Here is a 16,371-nt window from a genome sequence, read left to right on the forward strand (position 1 = left end):
TCACATAACATAGGCTTATAGACATCAATGGAATTGCGGAGCAGAAAGAAGTGTTGATTTATGAAATTCAGAGTATAGAAAAATAATTGCGGGTACATTAATGGACGTCTTGAAGCCTAGGGACGTTAGGCGACATAGTGTTATAATAGATTACTAATTGAAAAATACTATGTGGTTATAATAACTAAAAGGAAAAATATATTCTATTATTTATTTGATAAGGGGAGTATTTGTTATGGATAAATATATTAAAATTACTGGAGCTTGTGAAAACAATTTAAAAAATATTTCTTTAAGAATACCAAAGTATAAATTGGTTGTTTTAACTGGTCTTTCTGGTTCAGGAAAGTCCTCTTTAGCAATGGATACCTTACAAAAAGAATGTCAAAGACAGTATATGGAATCCATGGGGAAAGTAACTGATTCTTTAAGTAAACCTAAGGTAGATTCCATAAAGGGACTATCACCATCAATAAGTGTTGGACAACATAATAATAATAAAAATCCACGTTCTACCGTGGGAACAGTTACTGAAATTTATACTTATATCAGGGTTTTATTTGCAAAATTAGGAGAGAGACCATGTCCTAATTGTGGTAAAATTATAAAACCTACTTTTGAACAGGATGAAGAGATAGAAATGTGGGATGATGAATTAGAAGATGAAAAGATTGTCTGTTCAAAATGTAAAGAAGAATTAGAAAAGTTAACAATGGCTCATTTTTCATTTAATAAGCAGAAAGGGGTGTGTCAAAAATGTAAAGGATTAGGACTTGTTACAGAAGTTGATTTAGATAGTATATTAGATGAAGAAAAAAATATTCTAGAAGGAGCAGTTAGTGAGTGGAAAGGATGGCAAGTTGAATATAATGCAGATGTATTACAAGCAGCGGCTGAACATTATGGCTTTTCTTTTGACCCTAAAAAAGCTGTTAAAGACTATAATGAAGTACAATGTGATTTATTATTACATGGAGTTAAAAGTGAAGAATTTAAAGAATATTTTCCGAATATTAAAGCTCCTAAAAAAGTTGGGGATGGTAATTTTAAAGGGATAGTTACTAGAATATTAGAAAATTATTCTGAAAGTACTGATAATCCTAAAAAGCGTAAAAAACTTAAGAAAAAATTAATACAAAAAGAATGCCCTAAATGTAAAGGAACTAAGTTGCGTGAAGAAAGCCGATTAGTAGAAGTTAATAATACTGTTATTACAAGTTTATTTAAATTCTCTCTTAATGACCTTTTAAATTGGCTTAAAAAATTAGAAGATAATATTTCTAAAGCATCATTAGCTGTTGTAAGACCAATTATTGATGATTTATTTGAAAGAATAAAAGGATTAATTGATGTAGGATTAGACTATTTAACTATAGATAGGCCAGCTGTATCATTATCTGGTGGAGAAGCACAAAGGCTTAGGTTAGCTTCATTATTAGGTTCTGGACTTACTGGAGTTTTATATATATTAGACGAGCCTACTGCTGGATTACACCCTAGAGATACTGATAAGTTAATCAAGGTTTTAAAACAATTGCGTAATCGTGGTAATACTATATTAGTAATTGAACATGATATAGAATTTATGAAAGAAGCAGATTATGTGATTGATATAGGACCTAAAGCAGGAGAAAAAGGAGGAAAAGTCGTTGCTACTGGAAGTCCACAAGAAGTAAGTAAAGTTAAAAAATCAATTACTGCTTGTTATTTAAGAGGAGATAAGACCACTAAAAATATAGAAAATAATAGAAAAACTAGTGAAGATTACTTAAGAATAGAGAAGGGGTCTGAACATAATCTTAAAAATATTACAGTTGATATTCCACTAAAAAATCTAGTAACTATCACAGGAGTTTCAGGGTCAGGTAAATCAACATTAGTTTTTGATATTTTGGATAAAGCAATTAGACGTAAATTTTATGGTTCAAGTGAAATGCCTGGTGAGTATGATAAGATTAATGGATTAGATAAGATTAATAAGATTATTACAGTTGATCAAAGTCAAATTGGGAGAATGTCAAGATCAAATGTAGCAACTTATACTGATATTTTTACCCCAATTAGAAAGATTTTTTCGAATTTAAAACAAGCCAAAAATAAGAGATTAACTTCAAAACATTTTTCTTTTAATTCAAGTGGAGGTCGATGTAAAAAGTGTAAAGGGTTAGGAGTAATAAACCTTGATATGCATTTTTTACCGGATGCTCAAGTTACTTGTCCAGTCTGTCATGGTAAGCGTTTTAAGAAGGGTGTATTAGAAGTAAAATATCGTGACTATAATATTTCTGATATATTGAATCTTACTGTGAATCAGGCTATATCTATATTTGAAGATGAAAAAAAGATAATAGATAAATTATTATTGATGTCTGAAATTGGATTAGGTTATTTACGATTAGGTCAGCCTACTACTACATTATCTGGAGGGGAAGCTCAAAGAATAAAGTTAACTAAGGAATTAGGTAAAAATAGTAATGGTAATACTTTATATTTACTTGATGAACCTACTACAGGTTTACATCCTCACGATATAGATGAGCTATTTATCTTATTAAATAAATTAGTTAACAGAGGGAATACGGTAGTTGTTATAGAACATAATCTAGATTTGATAGCTAGGTCTGATTGGGTGATAGATTTAGGGCCAGAAGGTGGTAAAAATGGAGGATATATTGTGGCAGAAGGTACTCCTGAACAAGTAATGAAAAATAACCAAGGATATACTGGAAAATATCTTCAAGAAGTAATAAATTAGCATAAAAGCCACACTACGTCGCCTAACATGGAGTTAGCGACATTCAGCTTTATGGTTAGAAGTAGGACAAGTGGTGACTTATGAAATTCAGCAGTTGAGATGTAGATTGAGAGGGGTATCCGAACGTCGCGAACCCCAGGAACGTTATACGCAATAATACCTAAGTAACTTATAATATTGAAAAAAACAATTATTTATAGTAATATCTTAGTTGGATAAGATCTTTTATATCAAAATATGAATAAAATAAGTTTGTATGAAATAGAGTAGTTAGTGAAATATTATTACTTAAAGGAAATGTTTTCAATTTTAGAATTATGGAGGGAAAAAAATGATTGAAAAAGTAGAAGTTGAGAATTTTAAAAGTATAGAAAAACTTGATTTAGAATTAAATGATTTTTGTGTATTTATTGGAGCTAATAGTTCTGGGAAAAGTAATATAGTTGATATTTTTAAATTTATACGTGATATTTTAAAAAATGATTTAAAGAGTGCAATTAATAGCAGATTTGGTTGGGAAAATTTATTAACTAAGTGGAAGGATAATTCAGAAAAAATAAATATTAGTTTATCATTAGATATGTCGAGATATATACAAATGATAGATTTTAATGATGAAATACAAGCTAGTCCACTTAAGTTTGATTATAATTTATCAATTGGTAGCAAAAAGAAAAACCCATATGTTTTTAAAGAAAAAGTTTATGGGGAATGGGAAGTTGAAAATAGAGTGGAAAGTGATAGCTTTTATCGCGATAGTGAAGAGATTAAATTTGATTCTCAGATTGGAGAATTTCAAAAAGTTGAAGAAGGAGATTCTATTAAAGTTCCTAAAAAATTTGAAAATGAATTATTTTTAAATGCTCCATTTTTTTCTCTTACTGCAATGATTCTATCAGACCTTATGGAGGAATTTAAGTATTATGAAATTGATGCTAATAAAGCTAGGAAGACTTCTAGTAATGATTCAAATGATTTTTTGGAGGAAAATGGTAGTAACTTATCGCTAGTATTAGAAAACTTAGAAAGTGAAGAAAATAAAAAGACAAAATCTAGAATAGAATCAATTATGCGAACTTTGGTGCCAGAATTTAAAGGTTGGGAGACTGAAAGACAATTCGATGCTACATTGGGGTTCAAAATATTGGAAAGAGGAGTTAAAGATGGATTTTTACCTAAAATGATATCAGATGGAACGATTAGATTACTATCAATATTAATAGCATTATTATTTCAAAGAGAGGATAATAGATTTATTGCAATAGATGAGCCGGAAAGATGTTTACATCCTCAAGTATTAAAAACTTTAGTAGAAGTTATGAGAGAAGTTTCAAAGAATAAACAAATTTTTGTTACAACACATAGTCCTGAAATTGTAAAATGGTTAAAACCAGAAGAAACTTATTTAGTAGATAAGAAAGACAATAAAACTTTTGTTAAAAGAGCTGATAATATAAATAATATGGATAAATTTTTAGAGAATTTTTCTATGGAAGAACTATGGCTTTCTGGTTATTTAAAAGGAGGAAATATTGTATGAAGATTGCTTTAATAGTTGAAGGAACTTCAGATAAAATTATATTTAAGAAGTTAAGAGATTGGTTTGAAGATAAAGGATTAGAAATTGTTAATATTATTAATGCGAATGGAAAATCAAATATGTATAAAAAAGCTCATGATCATTATGAAGTATGCAAATATGTTTATCAAGTAGATTATATGATTTTTATTCCAGATTTAGATAATGATAGCGAAGAAGAAATTAAGGATAAATTGGATTTTGATGATGAAATTTGTAGGACAAGCATTTTAATTAAAAGTTTAGAAGCATGGATTTTAGCAGATGGACAATGTATAAGAGATTCTTTAAATATTAATTATTCACCATCAGGAATGACTGACGTAATTAATAATCCAAAGCAAAGGTTATTTAATTTATATAAAGGGAAAAAAGATTATGTACCTACCGAAGTAGAAGCAGCCAATTTTTTTGCTTCTAACTTTTCTATTGAAAGAGCTGTTAATAAAAATAATAGTGTATTAAGTTTCAAAAGATTAATTAAAAATATAATAACGTAAAAAGATGGCATTACTGCGTATAACAGCAGATTAGCGACATCCTACCTTGAGAGGATAAATGGAAGAGTGGATGACTGATGTGAGATTGTTAGTTTTGATTAAAGGTTGGAGGAATATGGGGACGTCGCGAGATGCTAGGGACGTTATAAGACATTCTGCTATCGGAAGTTTTTATAGTTTTGTCCAAAAAGAAAAACCTCTTGGTAAAAACTTTAATTACCAAGAAGTCTAGATAGAAGTAGTATTTTGTTTTAACCAATTTGTTAAGTCATCTTTTGAAAGACCTTCAGAGGACAGTTTTATCATTATTGTATAAGTTTTTTTCTCAGATGCAGTTATTTCATAGCCATTATTTTGAAGAAATGTATCCATAGCAACAAGAGCAATTCGTTTATTACTATCTACAAATGGATGATTTTTGCATAAGTGAAATCCATAGGCTGATGCCATCTTGAATATACTATCATGCAGATAGTTACTTTCAAAAGTGATTTTAGGTTGTTGGATAGCAGAATCAAGAAGTTTTTCATCGCTTATTCCTGTGCTACCACCGTAAATTTGAATTAATTGTTCATGAAAATAGAGTATAGCCTTTTTAGGAATAAAATTTATATTCTTCATTTAGATAGTTCCTTTAATGTATTCTTAAATTTTTGATTCGTTTTTTCAAAAGACTTAGTCCATTTTTCAAATTCAGGGTCATAAGGAGTTAATGTAAAGCCATCATTTTCTTCAATAAGATGGAGTTCTTCTCCTTCTTTTAAATGATATTTTTCCATAAGTTCTTTAGGAATAGTAAAACCATAACTATTTCCAACCTTACGAATTTTTATAGTTTGCATAATAATCACCTCACTAATATTATAACATTTGTATTACACAATATTCAATAAAAATTTAAATGTTGACTGAAATATAAAGGGGATTGTAAATTATGGAGAACGCAAAACGTCTTATAACAGCACATTAGCTACATCCCAGTTAATAGTATAAACGAGAGATGGAGCTGACTTATGTAAGATTTAGAGTTTATCTGAGATTAGGAGTGTTATTAGGGACGTCAACGTCGTAAATCCCAGAGACGTTATGTGACATAGCACAGCAAAATAACAATTAAACCATTATAAAAGGAGATAAAAAATGAAAAGACGGGTTCTTAATAGTCATTTGAAGAAAAATAGAAAGAAAAACATTAGTATTTTAGGATTTATTCAAAATTATCCAGTTAATAAAATTATTCAGGAAGGCAGTACGTTTTTAATTTTAGGAGAAAGTGATTGTTTATGGACATATATTTCTAGTAATGATGAAAAAGAATTAGGAAAAATTATAAAGAAATTTGATTATGAAACTAAGTATTTTGCTTCACTTGAAGAATGGATGATTCCTATAGTTACTAGAGATAAACAAATAGATTGGGAACTCAATACTTATCGATATATTTTACCTAAACATGAAAAAATTAATTCCTTATCTTATTCAATTAAGGAGCTTAATACAACTCATGCTGAGTATATATACAATAATTTAAATTATCAAGCTCTTACTTCTGTTGATTATATTAAAGAACGTATAGAAAATGGAATATCAGCAGGAATATTTGAAAATGGTGAATTGGCAGCTTGGGGATTAACTCATGATGATGGAGCTTTAGGGTTTTTAAATGTCATACCTGAATTTAGAGGAAAAGGCTATGGAAAAAATATAGTTAAATCACTAATAAAAAAGAAGAGAAAATTAGATCAACCAGTTTTTGCGAACATAGAACCTCAAAATATTAAATCTAAAAATTTATTTACTACATTAGGATTTTCATTAGATAGGGAAATAAGTTGGGTAAAAGTTATATAAATATTTAAAAATGAAACTTTAAAGAGATAAAAGTTGCTGAGAAAACCCAGCTGTGCTACGGTCACATAACATGGGGTTAGCGACATCTAGGCTAGGAGAATAGACAAAGATAGGAATTACATATGTAAGTTTTAGTAGTATAGACCAGTTATAGAGGATTACCCTATACGTCGCGAATCTGCGGGACGTTAGGCGAAATACTTTTACAGTTTATTATTGGGGTGATAACTATTAATAATTTTAATTCTAAAAAAGAAATATTAAATGAGTATCCAGAATTAAAATTAACAGAATATGGAGATTTTGTTATTGATCCTAAGTTAGTAGAAAAGTATGAAATCATTGATTTTCACACTCATATTACAGAAGGTATCGCTAATACTATGTTGCCTCCCTTATTTCGTAATTCTGTTATTGATTTTGACATGTCTTTGTTTGATAAATCGCCTTATCATAGAAAAGGAAAATATTTAGATTTTGATAGACCTAGTTATCAAATTTGGCCTAAATCACTATTCAGTATTTTTGGGTTAAAAGTAATAATAGACATGTTAGGTTTAACTGGATTTATTTCTTCATTACGAAGAGCTAGTACAAATAGATTGATTAGAGATATGGAAAAGGGATCTGTTAATCAAGCAGTAGTTTTACCAATAAATGGACTAGATTGTGATGATACTACTAGAATGTTAACTGAAACTGATAAATATAATAATTTTATTAATTTTGGTTCTATACATCCCTATGATTCAAATCAACAAGATAAAATTAAAAGATATATAGAACTTGGAGTTAAAGGCTTTAAACTAAATCCTCATATATGGGATATAGAATTTAATGATCCTAAATTAATTAGTTTAATAGAAAAACTAGCTAAAACAAATTTGCCGATTATTTCTTGTAGTGGATTAGCAGTTCCAGACTATTTTGATTTACCTAATTTTATTAAAGACAAACTAGAATCTCAAAATTTAAATAAGTATGAAGAAGTTCTAACTAAAATTCCAAATGTTACTTTTGTTTTTGCTCATGGTGGGATAGAACAAAATAATAAAGTAATTGAATTAATGAATAAATTTTCTAATACCTATGCAGAAATAAGTACTCAACCTCCACAAAATATTAAGAGAATGATAAAAGAAGTTGGAAGTAATAGATTATTATTTGGTTCAGATTATCCAGTTTTTAATCAATCATTTCCAATATTAGCAGTTTTAAGAGCAACAGAATATGAAGATGATAGAAAAGCAATATTTTCTAAAAATGCAAGAAGGATTTTAGCTTTGAGAGAGTAAAAGAACTTCGCCTAACATGGGATTAGCAACATCTAGGTGCAGAGGATAAGACAGGGTTAAGCACTGACTTATGAAATTTAGAGGATGACCAAAAGTAAAGGAGCAGTAGCGAGAAGTCGCGAACCTGCGGGACGTTAGATGAAATAGTGCTAGTAAGTGTTTTGTATAAATTTTATTAAGTGCAATAAGCAAATTAAGGTTTAATTTAAATATTTAAAAGGAGAAGATATTTTATGAAAGAGCAAGGATTAGAAAATTTAAGTGAAAGTTTATCAGAACAGCCAAATATATTAGGTAAAGAAGAGTATTATTTTAATTCAGCAGTTTCTATTTTATTAGTTAAAGTAGATACGGGATATCATTTTTTATTTCAACAAAGGGCTTCTGAAATGAAACAATCAGGAGAAATTTGTTTTCCTGGAGGAAAGTATGAACCTGAAATAGATGACAATTATAGGCAAACAGCTATTAGAGAAACAATTGAGGAGTTAGGGATAAAAGAAGAAAAAGTTGAAATTGTAGGGAGATTAAATACTATAGTAGCTCCTATGGGAGTAACAGTAGATAGTTTTATTTCTGTTTTGAATATAGATAATTTAGATGAATTAAGTGTAAATGAAAATGAAGTAGCTAAAGTATTTACTATACCTGTATCTTATTTTGAAGAACATAAACCAGATAATTATAAAGTCAGATTGGAAATACAACCATCTTATACAGATGAAAAAGAAGAGAAAAAAGTGTTATTTCCAGCTAAAAAGTTAGGATTACCTGAAAGATATACTAAGCCTTGGGGTGGAAAAAAATATGATGTTTATGTTTATGAGTTAGATAAAAAAACAATTTGGGGTATTACAGCTCAATTAATTCGAGAGTTTGTAAGAAAATTGAATAACAGTTAGTTAAGGGGGAACCGAGCACTACTTCGTCTAACAGAGGCTTAGCGACATCTGGTAGTGGTGCATAAACGGAGGCTGGAGCTGACTTATGAAATACAGGGGGATATGAATGAGTTGATTCCGCAGACGTCTTGAAGCCTAGGGACGTTATGCGACAGTCTAAGTAATTGTACATTGATTTAACTATTTATTCTCAATTGATTAAGTAAAATAAAAAATATGAGGTGAAAATAATGAAATCCAAAAAGATTATTGATGAAAGAGTACATGATTATTATTGGGAAAATGATTTAAACTGTGCTACTACTATGTTAAAAACTTTATCAGAAATATTTGAGATTAAATTAGATGCTCAACTTATAGATTCCGCTATTGGTATGCATGGTGCAGGAAAATTTGGCGCACAATGCGGGTTAGTAGAGGGTTCATTAATGTTTTTGGGTGTATTTGGGGAAGAAAAATCGGTTTCTAAAGAGAAAATTATAAACACATGTTATGATTTTGCAGATAAATTCCAAGAAGAATTTGGGAGTTTGCTTTGTAGAGAACTACGTCCAGAAGGTTTTAAAAAAGATAATCCACCACATTTATGTGAGGATATAACAAAAAGTGCAGTAAAATTTACTGTAAATTATATAATGAATGGCACAAATTTTAATTTTGACCAGTAATATACTTAAATTATTAATCATAAATGTCAATTTTAGTTGGAGAAGCAGATCGTTGCATAATAGGGGTTAGCGACATCTAGGTAAAGAGATTAGGCAAGGCTAGGGATTACATATGTAAGTTTTAGGGAATGAGCAAGTTATAGGAAGTTTGAGCTAGACGTCGCGAATCTGCGGGATGTTATGCGCCATTGAAAATTACTAAAGGGGGGATTTATATGTCGAAAGATAAAAAAGTTGAAAAGGCAGTTAAATGGTATAAAGAAAATAGAGGGATTTATAGGGATTTAGCAGTGAAAGTGGAATCTATAATTGAAGATGTTTTGAGTAGTGAAGATATTTTTTATCATAGTTTAGAAAGTAGAGTAAAGGAAATAGATAGTTTTAAAGAAAAAGCTGATAAAGATAAATATGATGACCCTGTAAACGAGATTACTGATTTAACAGGAATTCGTATAATAGCATATTTTGAAAAAGATGTTTACAAAATTTGTAATATTATAAAAGAATTATTTAAAATTGATTACAGTAATAGTGAAGATAAATCAGATTTACTTGAAGCGGATAAGATGGGATATAAATCTGTACATTATATAGCAAGATTTACAAATGAACGAACTAATTTATCTGATTTTAAACAGTTTAAAGATCTTTTTTTTGAAATTCAGGTTAAAAGTATTCTTCAACATGCTTGGGCAGAGATTGAACATGATAGAAATTATAAGTTTAAAGAAGATTTGCCCCAACATTTACAAAGACGGTTTTATTCATTGGCTGGAATGCTAGAAATGGCAGATAGAGAATTTAATTCTTTAGCCAAAGAAGTAGATAATTATAAAGCAAAAGTAAGAAAATTAACTAAAAATGGTGAAAGAGGTCTTAGAATTAGTAAAGATTCATTAAATGATTATTTGCTAGAAGAATTTGATAACGAAATAAAAAATAATGTTTTACAACCTTCTTTTGGAAAAGAAGATTCAGGTTTAAATAATATTATAAAAGAGTTAAATAAATTTGGAATTTATGATTTAATAGAATTGGATTCAATTTTACCAGCAAAATTTCATGATAATATAAAAATTGAATTAGAGGGATTACCTAATGCAAATCTTATAGGTTTAATTAGGTCAATGATGATAATATCTGACCATAGAAAATATTTTGAAAAGGTATGGGAAGATGAATCTTATTATTTTCATGAACCTTTTACCAAGGTTTTAAAAAAATATAATATTCCTATAGAGAAGTTATCAAAAGAATATGATTTTAAAATTGAAAGTAGGAAATGATTTTCAACGGCGCATAGCAGCATCTTAGCGACATCTGAGCTAGGGGCTGGATTAATGTCAAAGCTGACTTATGTTAGATTGCAGTATTAATTATAGGTTAAGAGTGTTAATAGGGAAGTTTCGAAGCTGCGGGACGTTATGTGCTATAGCTAACTAACTGCGGTGACTTTAAAAGGCCAATCAATATTATTTTTTAAATTAGATGGAAACATTTTTTTAATTTTTTTAGATAGGAAAACAAGAGTAATTTTTATGAGACAGTAGAGAGTTTATATGGTCTTGCGAGTAACATATATATCTTTATCTTTTTTTAGTCTTTGTTTGCTAAATTATATTAAAGTTCATTAGCACCTTATAAAAGAGAAATAATTAAAAAGGAAGAATATATGATAAGTTCAACAAAATATCATTGAAAAATATGTTTATAATATTCTCTTTATCTCAATCAATATTATTAGTTTTGTTTACAAAAATAAATCGATTAAAAGTAATAATTGGAATTTGGTTTGTTTATGAATTAGTATCTAATATAATAGAAATATATTCAAGAGATACAATAAATAGAAATCTCTTTACAAATATCGGAAAGAGATTATCAAAGTTCAGAATAAGTATAGCAATAGAAAGTATATTAGGACAGATAGTTGTAAGTCAAATTTGGGACAAAATAGGTGTAAATGAAATCAAGTATAGTATTAATTATATTATCAATTATAATTGCATTAAAAGAAAAAGAGTTTAAAAAATCTTAAGTATAGAAAAAGTGATTTAAGTTAATTGAATGCTTTAAATTAATATTTATGTTTAGCAAAGTAGTTATTTTTATAATAATGATAAAATTAGGAGGGAGATTATGTTTGAATTTTCAAGAAGATATTTCGTATTATTCATTTTATTTTTAATAGTATTAGCAGGTTGTGAAGGTGGAAGTTATACGATAATAAAAGGTGATATTGATACAAATGAAAATTCAATTATAGGAGAATATAGTAAATTTTCAGGAACTTATTTTAAGAAGTTATACCTAAAAAGAAATGATAAAGTTTTTATTAAGTTAGAAGATGATACAAAGAAAGGGAGCTTAACAGTAAATTTAACTAATTCTACTGGGAAATTAATTTTAGCAATAAATGAAACGGAGAAAGTTAATGAGAAAAAAACTGGTATTAAGAAAGATGATAACTATAAGATAACAGTCATCGGTAATAATCATAAAGGAAGTTTTAATCTAAGCTGGGACATAAGGTAAAATGGATAGGTATTGATTTAAATGATGATATAATAAAAGAAACTAGAAAACTAAAAGGGGGGGCCATGCTTACTTATAAGAAGATAAAGGGGCTGATAGAATTATTACGACCAGAGTTGCCATTCGCTGCAGGAATATGTGTAATCATAGGGGAGATCATTACACTTGGTAATTTCCCTTCTTTGTCAGAATTATTTATGGGTTTTATATGGGGATTTTTTCTGTCAGGGTCTGCAATGATTTTGAATGATTTTTTTGATATTGAGGTTGACAGAGTCAATGCACCAAACAGACCTTTACCATCAGGATTGATTTCTTTAAGTACGGCTATAGTTTTTACTATTATTATAACTTTGATAGGATTGGTAGCATCATTTTTTATTAATAGATTAGCTGTTTTTTTATACATTATTTTCTGGGTTATAGGTTTCTTGTATAATTGGAAATTGAAAGAAAAGGGATTGTTGGGTAATTTATTTGTCAGTTCTTCGGTTGCAATTACAATTATTCTTGGAGGTATAGTGGTTGGCGAACTCTGGAATAATACTATTTTGATTTTTAGTATAATGGTTTTTATTTTTAATCTTGGGGAAGAAATCGCAGCAGATGCAATGGATATCGAAGGAGATAAAAAGAGAAATATAAAATCGATTGCGATACTAATTGGGAGAAAAAATGCTCTTTATATTTCATTCTCATTATTTGTTTTTGAGATAGTATTAAGTTTTTTGCCTGTGATTTTGGGTTTTTTTGGAATTAGCTATTTAATAATTATTTCGCTAACAGATATTATGATATTATTTTTGGGAATCAAACTTATAAAAAGTCAAACTATAAAAAAAGGTCGAATTTATATACGTATGTTATACTTTAGTGCACTTCTTGGAATGTTTTTAAGTATTATTAGTATGATGATTATTTAGATATATAATTACTAAACGTATGTAATTAAAATGTTACTTAAACATTAAAAAGAAATTCCTTATAGAGTATTAACTAATACAACTAGTTTAATAATACAGGAAATAAAAGATAAGTTATCATTGATGGGAATTAAAGTGAAGAAAGAAGAAGATATAAACAGTTTTTATTTTGTAGGAAAAAGAAAAATGAATTTTGAAACTAAATTTAATTTAAGATATTTATATAAAAGAATGTTGTAGCTAAAATCAAACACAAATGACGATATAGAAAAGAAGAGTATAAGTGTAGAGTAATCATACAGATAAAATAGAATAGCAGCACATAATGTTCCTAATAGCTTGAAAAATCCGATAGCTAGCGATTGTCCAGCAGTGCTGTTTCGGTGAATTAACATAGTTATAAATAATATTGACATCATTAAATTCTGTCCAAAAGCCGTATACTTACCCATATAATCATTAGTTTCATAAGAGATAAATAGAATGGTCATAAAGTTAATAGTTAATGCTATTAGAAATATAGAATAGAAATGCTTTTTATAAAATTTTTCTTTTAAATTATTTCTCCCGAAGATAAGGAATTGAGATAGAATAACTAGATCCAAACTAAACCAAACTAACGTGAAATATAACTTTGGTGTCGGAAGAGGTAAAATAAAGGAGAAGATAAATTCCCATGAAATATTGGCACAAAGAGCTATAAAAGGCATACCATAAGTCTGGTCATGAAAACCTTTAATAATTATTAGAATATAAGTTAAACACCAAAATATTCCTGCGCCTGACTGTAATAATAAACCTAGTAGACTATTAATAATAAAAGCCTCCTATCTATTAGGAATATAGTTAAGCTTAAAATATAATCTACCTGATTTTTAATATAAGTTTATTTAAGTATAGATTCAAATATTTATAAAACTTATTATAATATATTAATATAGTACTAATTATAATCATTTTAGAAAACAAATTCCATCTAAATCATAGTTTAGAGGGGGAGGTTTACTAAGCTCTGAGATAAGTTTATAGTTTTGATAAGCCATGTAGTTGATCAACTACATGGCTTGTTATATATAGGATATCTAATTGTTTATTATATTTAACGAGGAATACATATAGGAGTTCCAGCTTTTAATTGATCTGGATCTTCAATTTGTGGGTTAGCAGCCATTAATTCATCTAGTGGTGTTCTAAATTGTTGAGCAATAATAAATAAATTGTCTCCAGGTTTTACAATATAAATTGAGCCTCCAGGACATGAAATTGGACCAGCACCAGGAGCAGGTGGTAAGCAAATTTCTTGTCCTGCTCTTAGATTTTCTGGTTTTATTCCAGAGTTAATAACTAAAAGAGCATCTAGAGTATATCCAAACTTTTTAGCTATGCTAGTAAATGTTTCTCCTGGTTTAACGGTATAAAATCGACCTGGACAGGGTTTTACTGGAGGCGTTTGTGCTGGAATACATATTTCGTCTCCTACTTGTAATTTATTAGGATCAATATTTGGATTTGCTGCAGCTAGTGCTTCTGTAGAAATATCGAAACGACGTGCTATATTAAAGAAAGTATCCCCTAAAATGACTGTATAGAAGAATCCGCCAGGACAGGTTTTAGAGATATCTTCGATTGGTATGCATATTTGTTGGCCCTCTTGTAGATTATTAGGATCAATATTAGGATTAGCATTGATTATAGATTCTACAGTAATTTCAAAACGTTGTGCTAAATTATATAATGAATCTCCTGGGCGAATAGTATATAATGTTCCATTTGGACATTCTGGAGATTTAAAATTATTAACCATTATTTATTTCCTCCTTTCATAGTAGCTTTTTATATAATATGATTGATAACGTTAATTTGAGAGTTTTAATTATTTTAAGATATATTGATATTACCAAGTAATTAACAATAATGGATTAAAAATTAAAATCACTAATTATGTAAATATAATAACTACACTTGAAGCTTTAGATAAACAGGAGAATTTACTAGTAATTTTGGATAAGTTATTGGTAGGTATGAAAATAGAATTACTAATGAAAGTTTTACTTTAAATTAAAAAATATTATATAGTTCAAAATAATAGAGATAATTATTTGTATGGTGGATTTGTTGGTTTTGATCAGTGAGTATGGAATATTAAAGTTAGAGATCAAATAATAAATGCAGATTATTATATCCCTATAGATAAAGAATGAATACCAAAAGATCCATTGAGTCAATAGCTAATACTCTAATTGATTTCAGTAAGTCAACTATGGTTGATAAAAGAGCTAATCAAGGATTTTAGTAATTAGAAAATGGTGCTTGGTTATGATCATAATCATGTACTTAATACTGCTGAGAATTTAGATGAAGTAGTAGCTTTGATTTGATAGACCAGACATAGTTATGTCTGGTCTACTTCCTAGTAGTTATTTATTTTTTTTCTTGCTTTTAGGGGTAATATTTTTTCCCATTTCTACTAAATCATTAGTTATCTCTCGCTGATATTCTGATGTTATCCACCCAAATAAGGCTGGCATGCTATGACCATCAGGATAGCCTTTTGGAGTTTCATCTTGATATTGTTTTGCTCCTAATACCTGCTCAACAAACTCTTTACTACTAGCTAGGTCATTGGCTGGGTCGGCTGGATTATCTTTATGCGAGTGGCTTACTTCTTCATATTTATCCGATCCTTCTGTCATTCCCATATTATATTGCCTCCTTTCATTTTTAATAGTTTGTTCAGATTATTATAATTTTATAATAAATAATCAAACCTTACTTTTGTAATTAAAATCAGATAATAAATTTTTTGGTGATCTAATTATAGTTTAATAGTTGATATTATTGTTTTTAGGAAGGATTTAGAAATCAAGTATTTAATAATATAATTAGTAATAAAATAATAATGAATGGAGGGATTAAGTTGTCTGACTATAAAGGTAAGTTAAATCGCCAATTTCCAGCTAAAATTAGTACTACAGCTTTTACTTCAATTTATATTCTGCATTTAACTGATAAATATGGGAAGATGTATGGACAAAAGATCTTAGATACAATTAATGAACAGATGGGTACACGATGGAAACCATCACGAGGAATGGTTTATCCATTACTTAGAGAAATGGAAGAAGAGGGTTATCTAGAAGCATGGTGGGATGAACCAGATAAAAGATCTATTCGTTATTATCGGTTAACAGAAGAAGGGGCTAAGCATTTAGAGAAGATGAAAATTAAATATAAAAGTTCTTTTAGAGATGCACGTAAGATTGTAGATACGGCCATTGGAGAAATTTATAGCGGAGAAATTTGATATTTTAAAGATTAATAGGTAAAATTAATACTTGACAGTGAGTGATTGATATATTATAT

General features: G+C 28.6%; 17 protein-coding genes. 12 read left to right on the forward strand and 5 right to left on the reverse strand.

The window, feature by feature from the left end; translation table 11 throughout:
• The first annotated feature begins 235 nt into the window (after window positions 1-235).
• From uvrA to ACYQ39_RS00090, 4 genes are all read left to right on the forward strand, one after another.
• Window positions 236-2,755: an excinuclease ABC subunit UvrA gene (gene uvrA / locus ACYQ39_RS00075; RefSeq protein WP_459839835.1), complete on the forward strand. Its 2,520-nt coding sequence runs from the start codon at window positions 236-238 to the stop codon at window positions 2,753-2,755.
• Window positions 2,756-3,086: 331 nt separating this feature from the next.
• Entirely contained in the window at window positions 3,087-4,295 is a 1,209-nt protein-coding gene (locus ACYQ39_RS00080; RefSeq protein ID WP_459839836.1) for an AAA family ATPase, read from the forward strand.
• A complete protein-coding gene (locus ACYQ39_RS00085) occupies window positions 4,292-4,834 on the forward strand; it encodes a hypothetical protein (protein ID WP_459839837.1) in 543 nt (180 codons plus the stop codon). Before ACYQ39_RS00080 ends, ACYQ39_RS00085 begins: the two co-directional genes overlap by 4 nt.
• Before the next feature lie 79 nt (window positions 4,835-4,913).
• Complete coding sequence (locus ACYQ39_RS00090; RefSeq protein WP_459839838.1) at window positions 4,914-5,066, forward strand: hypothetical protein; 153 nt, start codon at window positions 4,914-4,916, stop codon at window positions 5,064-5,066.
• Here the strand turns inward: ACYQ39_RS00090 and ACYQ39_RS00095 are convergent.
• Together ACYQ39_RS00095 and ACYQ39_RS00100 are read right to left on the reverse strand one after the other, a co-directional pair.
• Window positions 5,063-5,455 (reverse strand): type II toxin-antitoxin system death-on-curing family toxin, encoded by a 393-nt coding sequence (locus ACYQ39_RS00095; RefSeq protein WP_459839839.1) that lies wholly within the window; start codon window positions 5,453-5,455, stop codon window positions 5,063-5,065. The genes ACYQ39_RS00090 and ACYQ39_RS00095 overlap by 4 nt on opposite strands.
• Window positions 5,452-5,676: an AbrB/MazE/SpoVT family DNA-binding domain-containing protein gene (locus tag ACYQ39_RS00100; protein WP_018249545.1), complete on the reverse strand. Its 225-nt coding sequence runs from the start codon at window positions 5,674-5,676 to the stop codon at window positions 5,452-5,454. Before ACYQ39_RS00100 ends, ACYQ39_RS00095 begins: the two co-directional genes overlap by 4 nt.
• Window positions 5,677-5,974: 298 nt before the next feature.
• Here ACYQ39_RS00100 and ACYQ39_RS00105 point away from each other — a divergent pair, with 298 nt between their 5' ends.
• The 7 genes from ACYQ39_RS00105 to ACYQ39_RS00135 all read left to right on the forward strand — a co-directional run bounded on the left by ACYQ39_RS00105 (window position 5,975) and on the right by ACYQ39_RS00135 (window position 13,008).
• The gene (locus ACYQ39_RS00105) at window positions 5,975-6,685 is read left to right on the forward strand and encodes a GNAT family N-acetyltransferase (protein ID WP_459839840.1); all 711 of its coding nucleotides are present in this window, start codon (window positions 5,975-5,977) and stop codon (window positions 6,683-6,685) included.
• 221 nt (window positions 6,686-6,906) lie between these two features.
• The gene (locus tag ACYQ39_RS00110) at window positions 6,907-7,980 is read left to right on the forward strand and encodes an amidohydrolase family protein (protein WP_459839841.1); all 1,074 of its coding nucleotides are present in this window, start codon (window positions 6,907-6,909) and stop codon (window positions 7,978-7,980) included.
• Between the two features lie 233 nt (window positions 7,981-8,213).
• Complete coding sequence (locus ACYQ39_RS00115; RefSeq protein WP_459839842.1) at window positions 8,214-8,882, forward strand: NUDIX hydrolase; 669 nt, start codon at window positions 8,214-8,216, stop codon at window positions 8,880-8,882.
• 230 nt (window positions 8,883-9,112) lie between these two features.
• Window positions 9,113-9,550 (forward strand): C-GCAxxG-C-C family protein, encoded by a 438-nt coding sequence (locus tag ACYQ39_RS00120; RefSeq protein ID WP_459839843.1) that lies wholly within the window; start codon window positions 9,113-9,115, stop codon window positions 9,548-9,550.
• Window positions 9,551-9,765: 215 nt separating this feature from the next.
• Window positions 9,766-10,836, forward strand: a complete 1,071-nt coding sequence (locus ACYQ39_RS00125; protein ID WP_459839844.1) for a GTP pyrophosphokinase — start codon at window positions 9,766-9,768, stop codon at window positions 10,834-10,836.
• Between the two features lie 853 nt (window positions 10,837-11,689).
• Entirely contained in the window at window positions 11,690-12,085 is a 396-nt protein-coding gene (locus ACYQ39_RS00130; RefSeq protein WP_459839845.1) for a hypothetical protein, read from the forward strand.
• A 65-nt stretch (window positions 12,086-12,150) separates the two neighbouring features.
• Window positions 12,151-13,008, forward strand: a complete 858-nt coding sequence (locus ACYQ39_RS00135) for a UbiA family prenyltransferase (RefSeq protein WP_459839846.1) — start codon at window positions 12,151-12,153, stop codon at window positions 13,006-13,008.
• A gap of 164 nt (window positions 13,009-13,172) precedes the next feature.
• Here ACYQ39_RS00135 and ACYQ39_RS00140 read toward each other — a convergent pair whose 3' ends face one another.
• The 3 genes from ACYQ39_RS00140 to ACYQ39_RS00150 form a co-directional block, all read right to left on the reverse strand.
• Window positions 13,173-13,826 (reverse strand): transmembrane-type terpene cyclase, encoded by a 654-nt coding sequence (locus tag ACYQ39_RS00140; protein WP_459841589.1) that lies wholly within the window; start codon window positions 13,824-13,826, stop codon window positions 13,173-13,175.
• A 281-nt stretch (window positions 13,827-14,107) separates the two neighbouring features.
• Entirely contained in the window at window positions 14,108-14,812 is a 705-nt protein-coding gene (locus ACYQ39_RS00145; protein ID WP_459839847.1) for a LysM peptidoglycan-binding domain-containing protein, read from the reverse strand.
• A 613-nt stretch (window positions 14,813-15,425) separates the two neighbouring features.
• Window positions 15,426-15,707, reverse strand: a complete 282-nt coding sequence (locus ACYQ39_RS00150) for a hypothetical protein (RefSeq protein WP_459839848.1) — start codon at window positions 15,705-15,707, stop codon at window positions 15,426-15,428.
• 218 nt (window positions 15,708-15,925) lie between these two features.
• Between ACYQ39_RS00150 and ACYQ39_RS00155 the strand changes: the two genes are divergently transcribed.
• Window positions 15,926-16,312 carry a PadR family transcriptional regulator gene (locus ACYQ39_RS00155; RefSeq protein ID WP_459839849.1) on the forward strand — a complete coding sequence of 129 codons (387 nt, stop codon included), beginning with the start codon at window positions 15,926-15,928 and terminating at the stop codon, window positions 16,310-16,312.
• Window positions 16,313-16,371: the final 59 nt, after the last annotated feature.

The organism is Halanaerocella petrolearia (assembly GCF_054657875.1).

Bases quoted from the DNA above. Each gene is read 5' to 3' on its own strand.
- uvrA (WP_459839835.1), top strand. From the start codon at position 236: ATGGATAAATATATTAAAATTACTGGAGCTTGTGAAAACAATTTAAAA.
- ACYQ39_RS00080 (WP_459839836.1), top strand. From the start codon at position 3,087: ATGATTGAAAAAGTAGAAGTTGAGAATTTTAAAAGTATAGAAAAACTT.
- ACYQ39_RS00085 (WP_459839837.1), top strand. From the start codon at position 4,292: ATGAAGATTGCTTTAATAGTTGAAGGAACTTCAGATAAAATTATATTT.
- ACYQ39_RS00095 (WP_459839839.1), bottom strand. From the start codon at position 5,455: ATGAAGAATATAAATTTTATTCCTAAAAAGGCTATACTCTATTTTCAT.
- ACYQ39_RS00100 (WP_018249545.1), bottom strand. From the start codon at position 5,676: ATGCAAACTATAAAAATTCGTAAGGTTGGAAATAGTTATGGTTTTACT.
- ACYQ39_RS00105 (WP_459839840.1), top strand. From the start codon at position 5,975: ATGAAAAGACGGGTTCTTAATAGTCATTTGAAGAAAAATAGAAAGAAA.
- ACYQ39_RS00115 (WP_459839842.1), top strand. From the start codon at position 8,214: ATGAAAGAGCAAGGATTAGAAAATTTAAGTGAAAGTTTATCAGAACAG.
- ACYQ39_RS00120 (WP_459839843.1), top strand. From the start codon at position 9,113: ATGAAATCCAAAAAGATTATTGATGAAAGAGTACATGATTATTATTGG.
- ACYQ39_RS00125 (WP_459839844.1), top strand. From the start codon at position 9,766: ATGTCGAAAGATAAAAAAGTTGAAAAGGCAGTTAAATGGTATAAAGAA.
- ACYQ39_RS00130 (WP_459839845.1), top strand. From the start codon at position 11,690: ATGTTTGAATTTTCAAGAAGATATTTCGTATTATTCATTTTATTTTTA.
- ACYQ39_RS00135 (WP_459839846.1), top strand. From the start codon at position 12,151: ATGCTTACTTATAAGAAGATAAAGGGGCTGATAGAATTATTACGACCA.
- ACYQ39_RS00145 (WP_459839847.1), bottom strand. From the start codon at position 14,812: ATGGTTAATAATTTTAAATCTCCAGAATGTCCAAATGGAACATTATAT.
- ACYQ39_RS00150 (WP_459839848.1), bottom strand. From the start codon at position 15,707: ATGGGAATGACAGAAGGATCGGATAAATATGAAGAAGTAAGCCACTCG.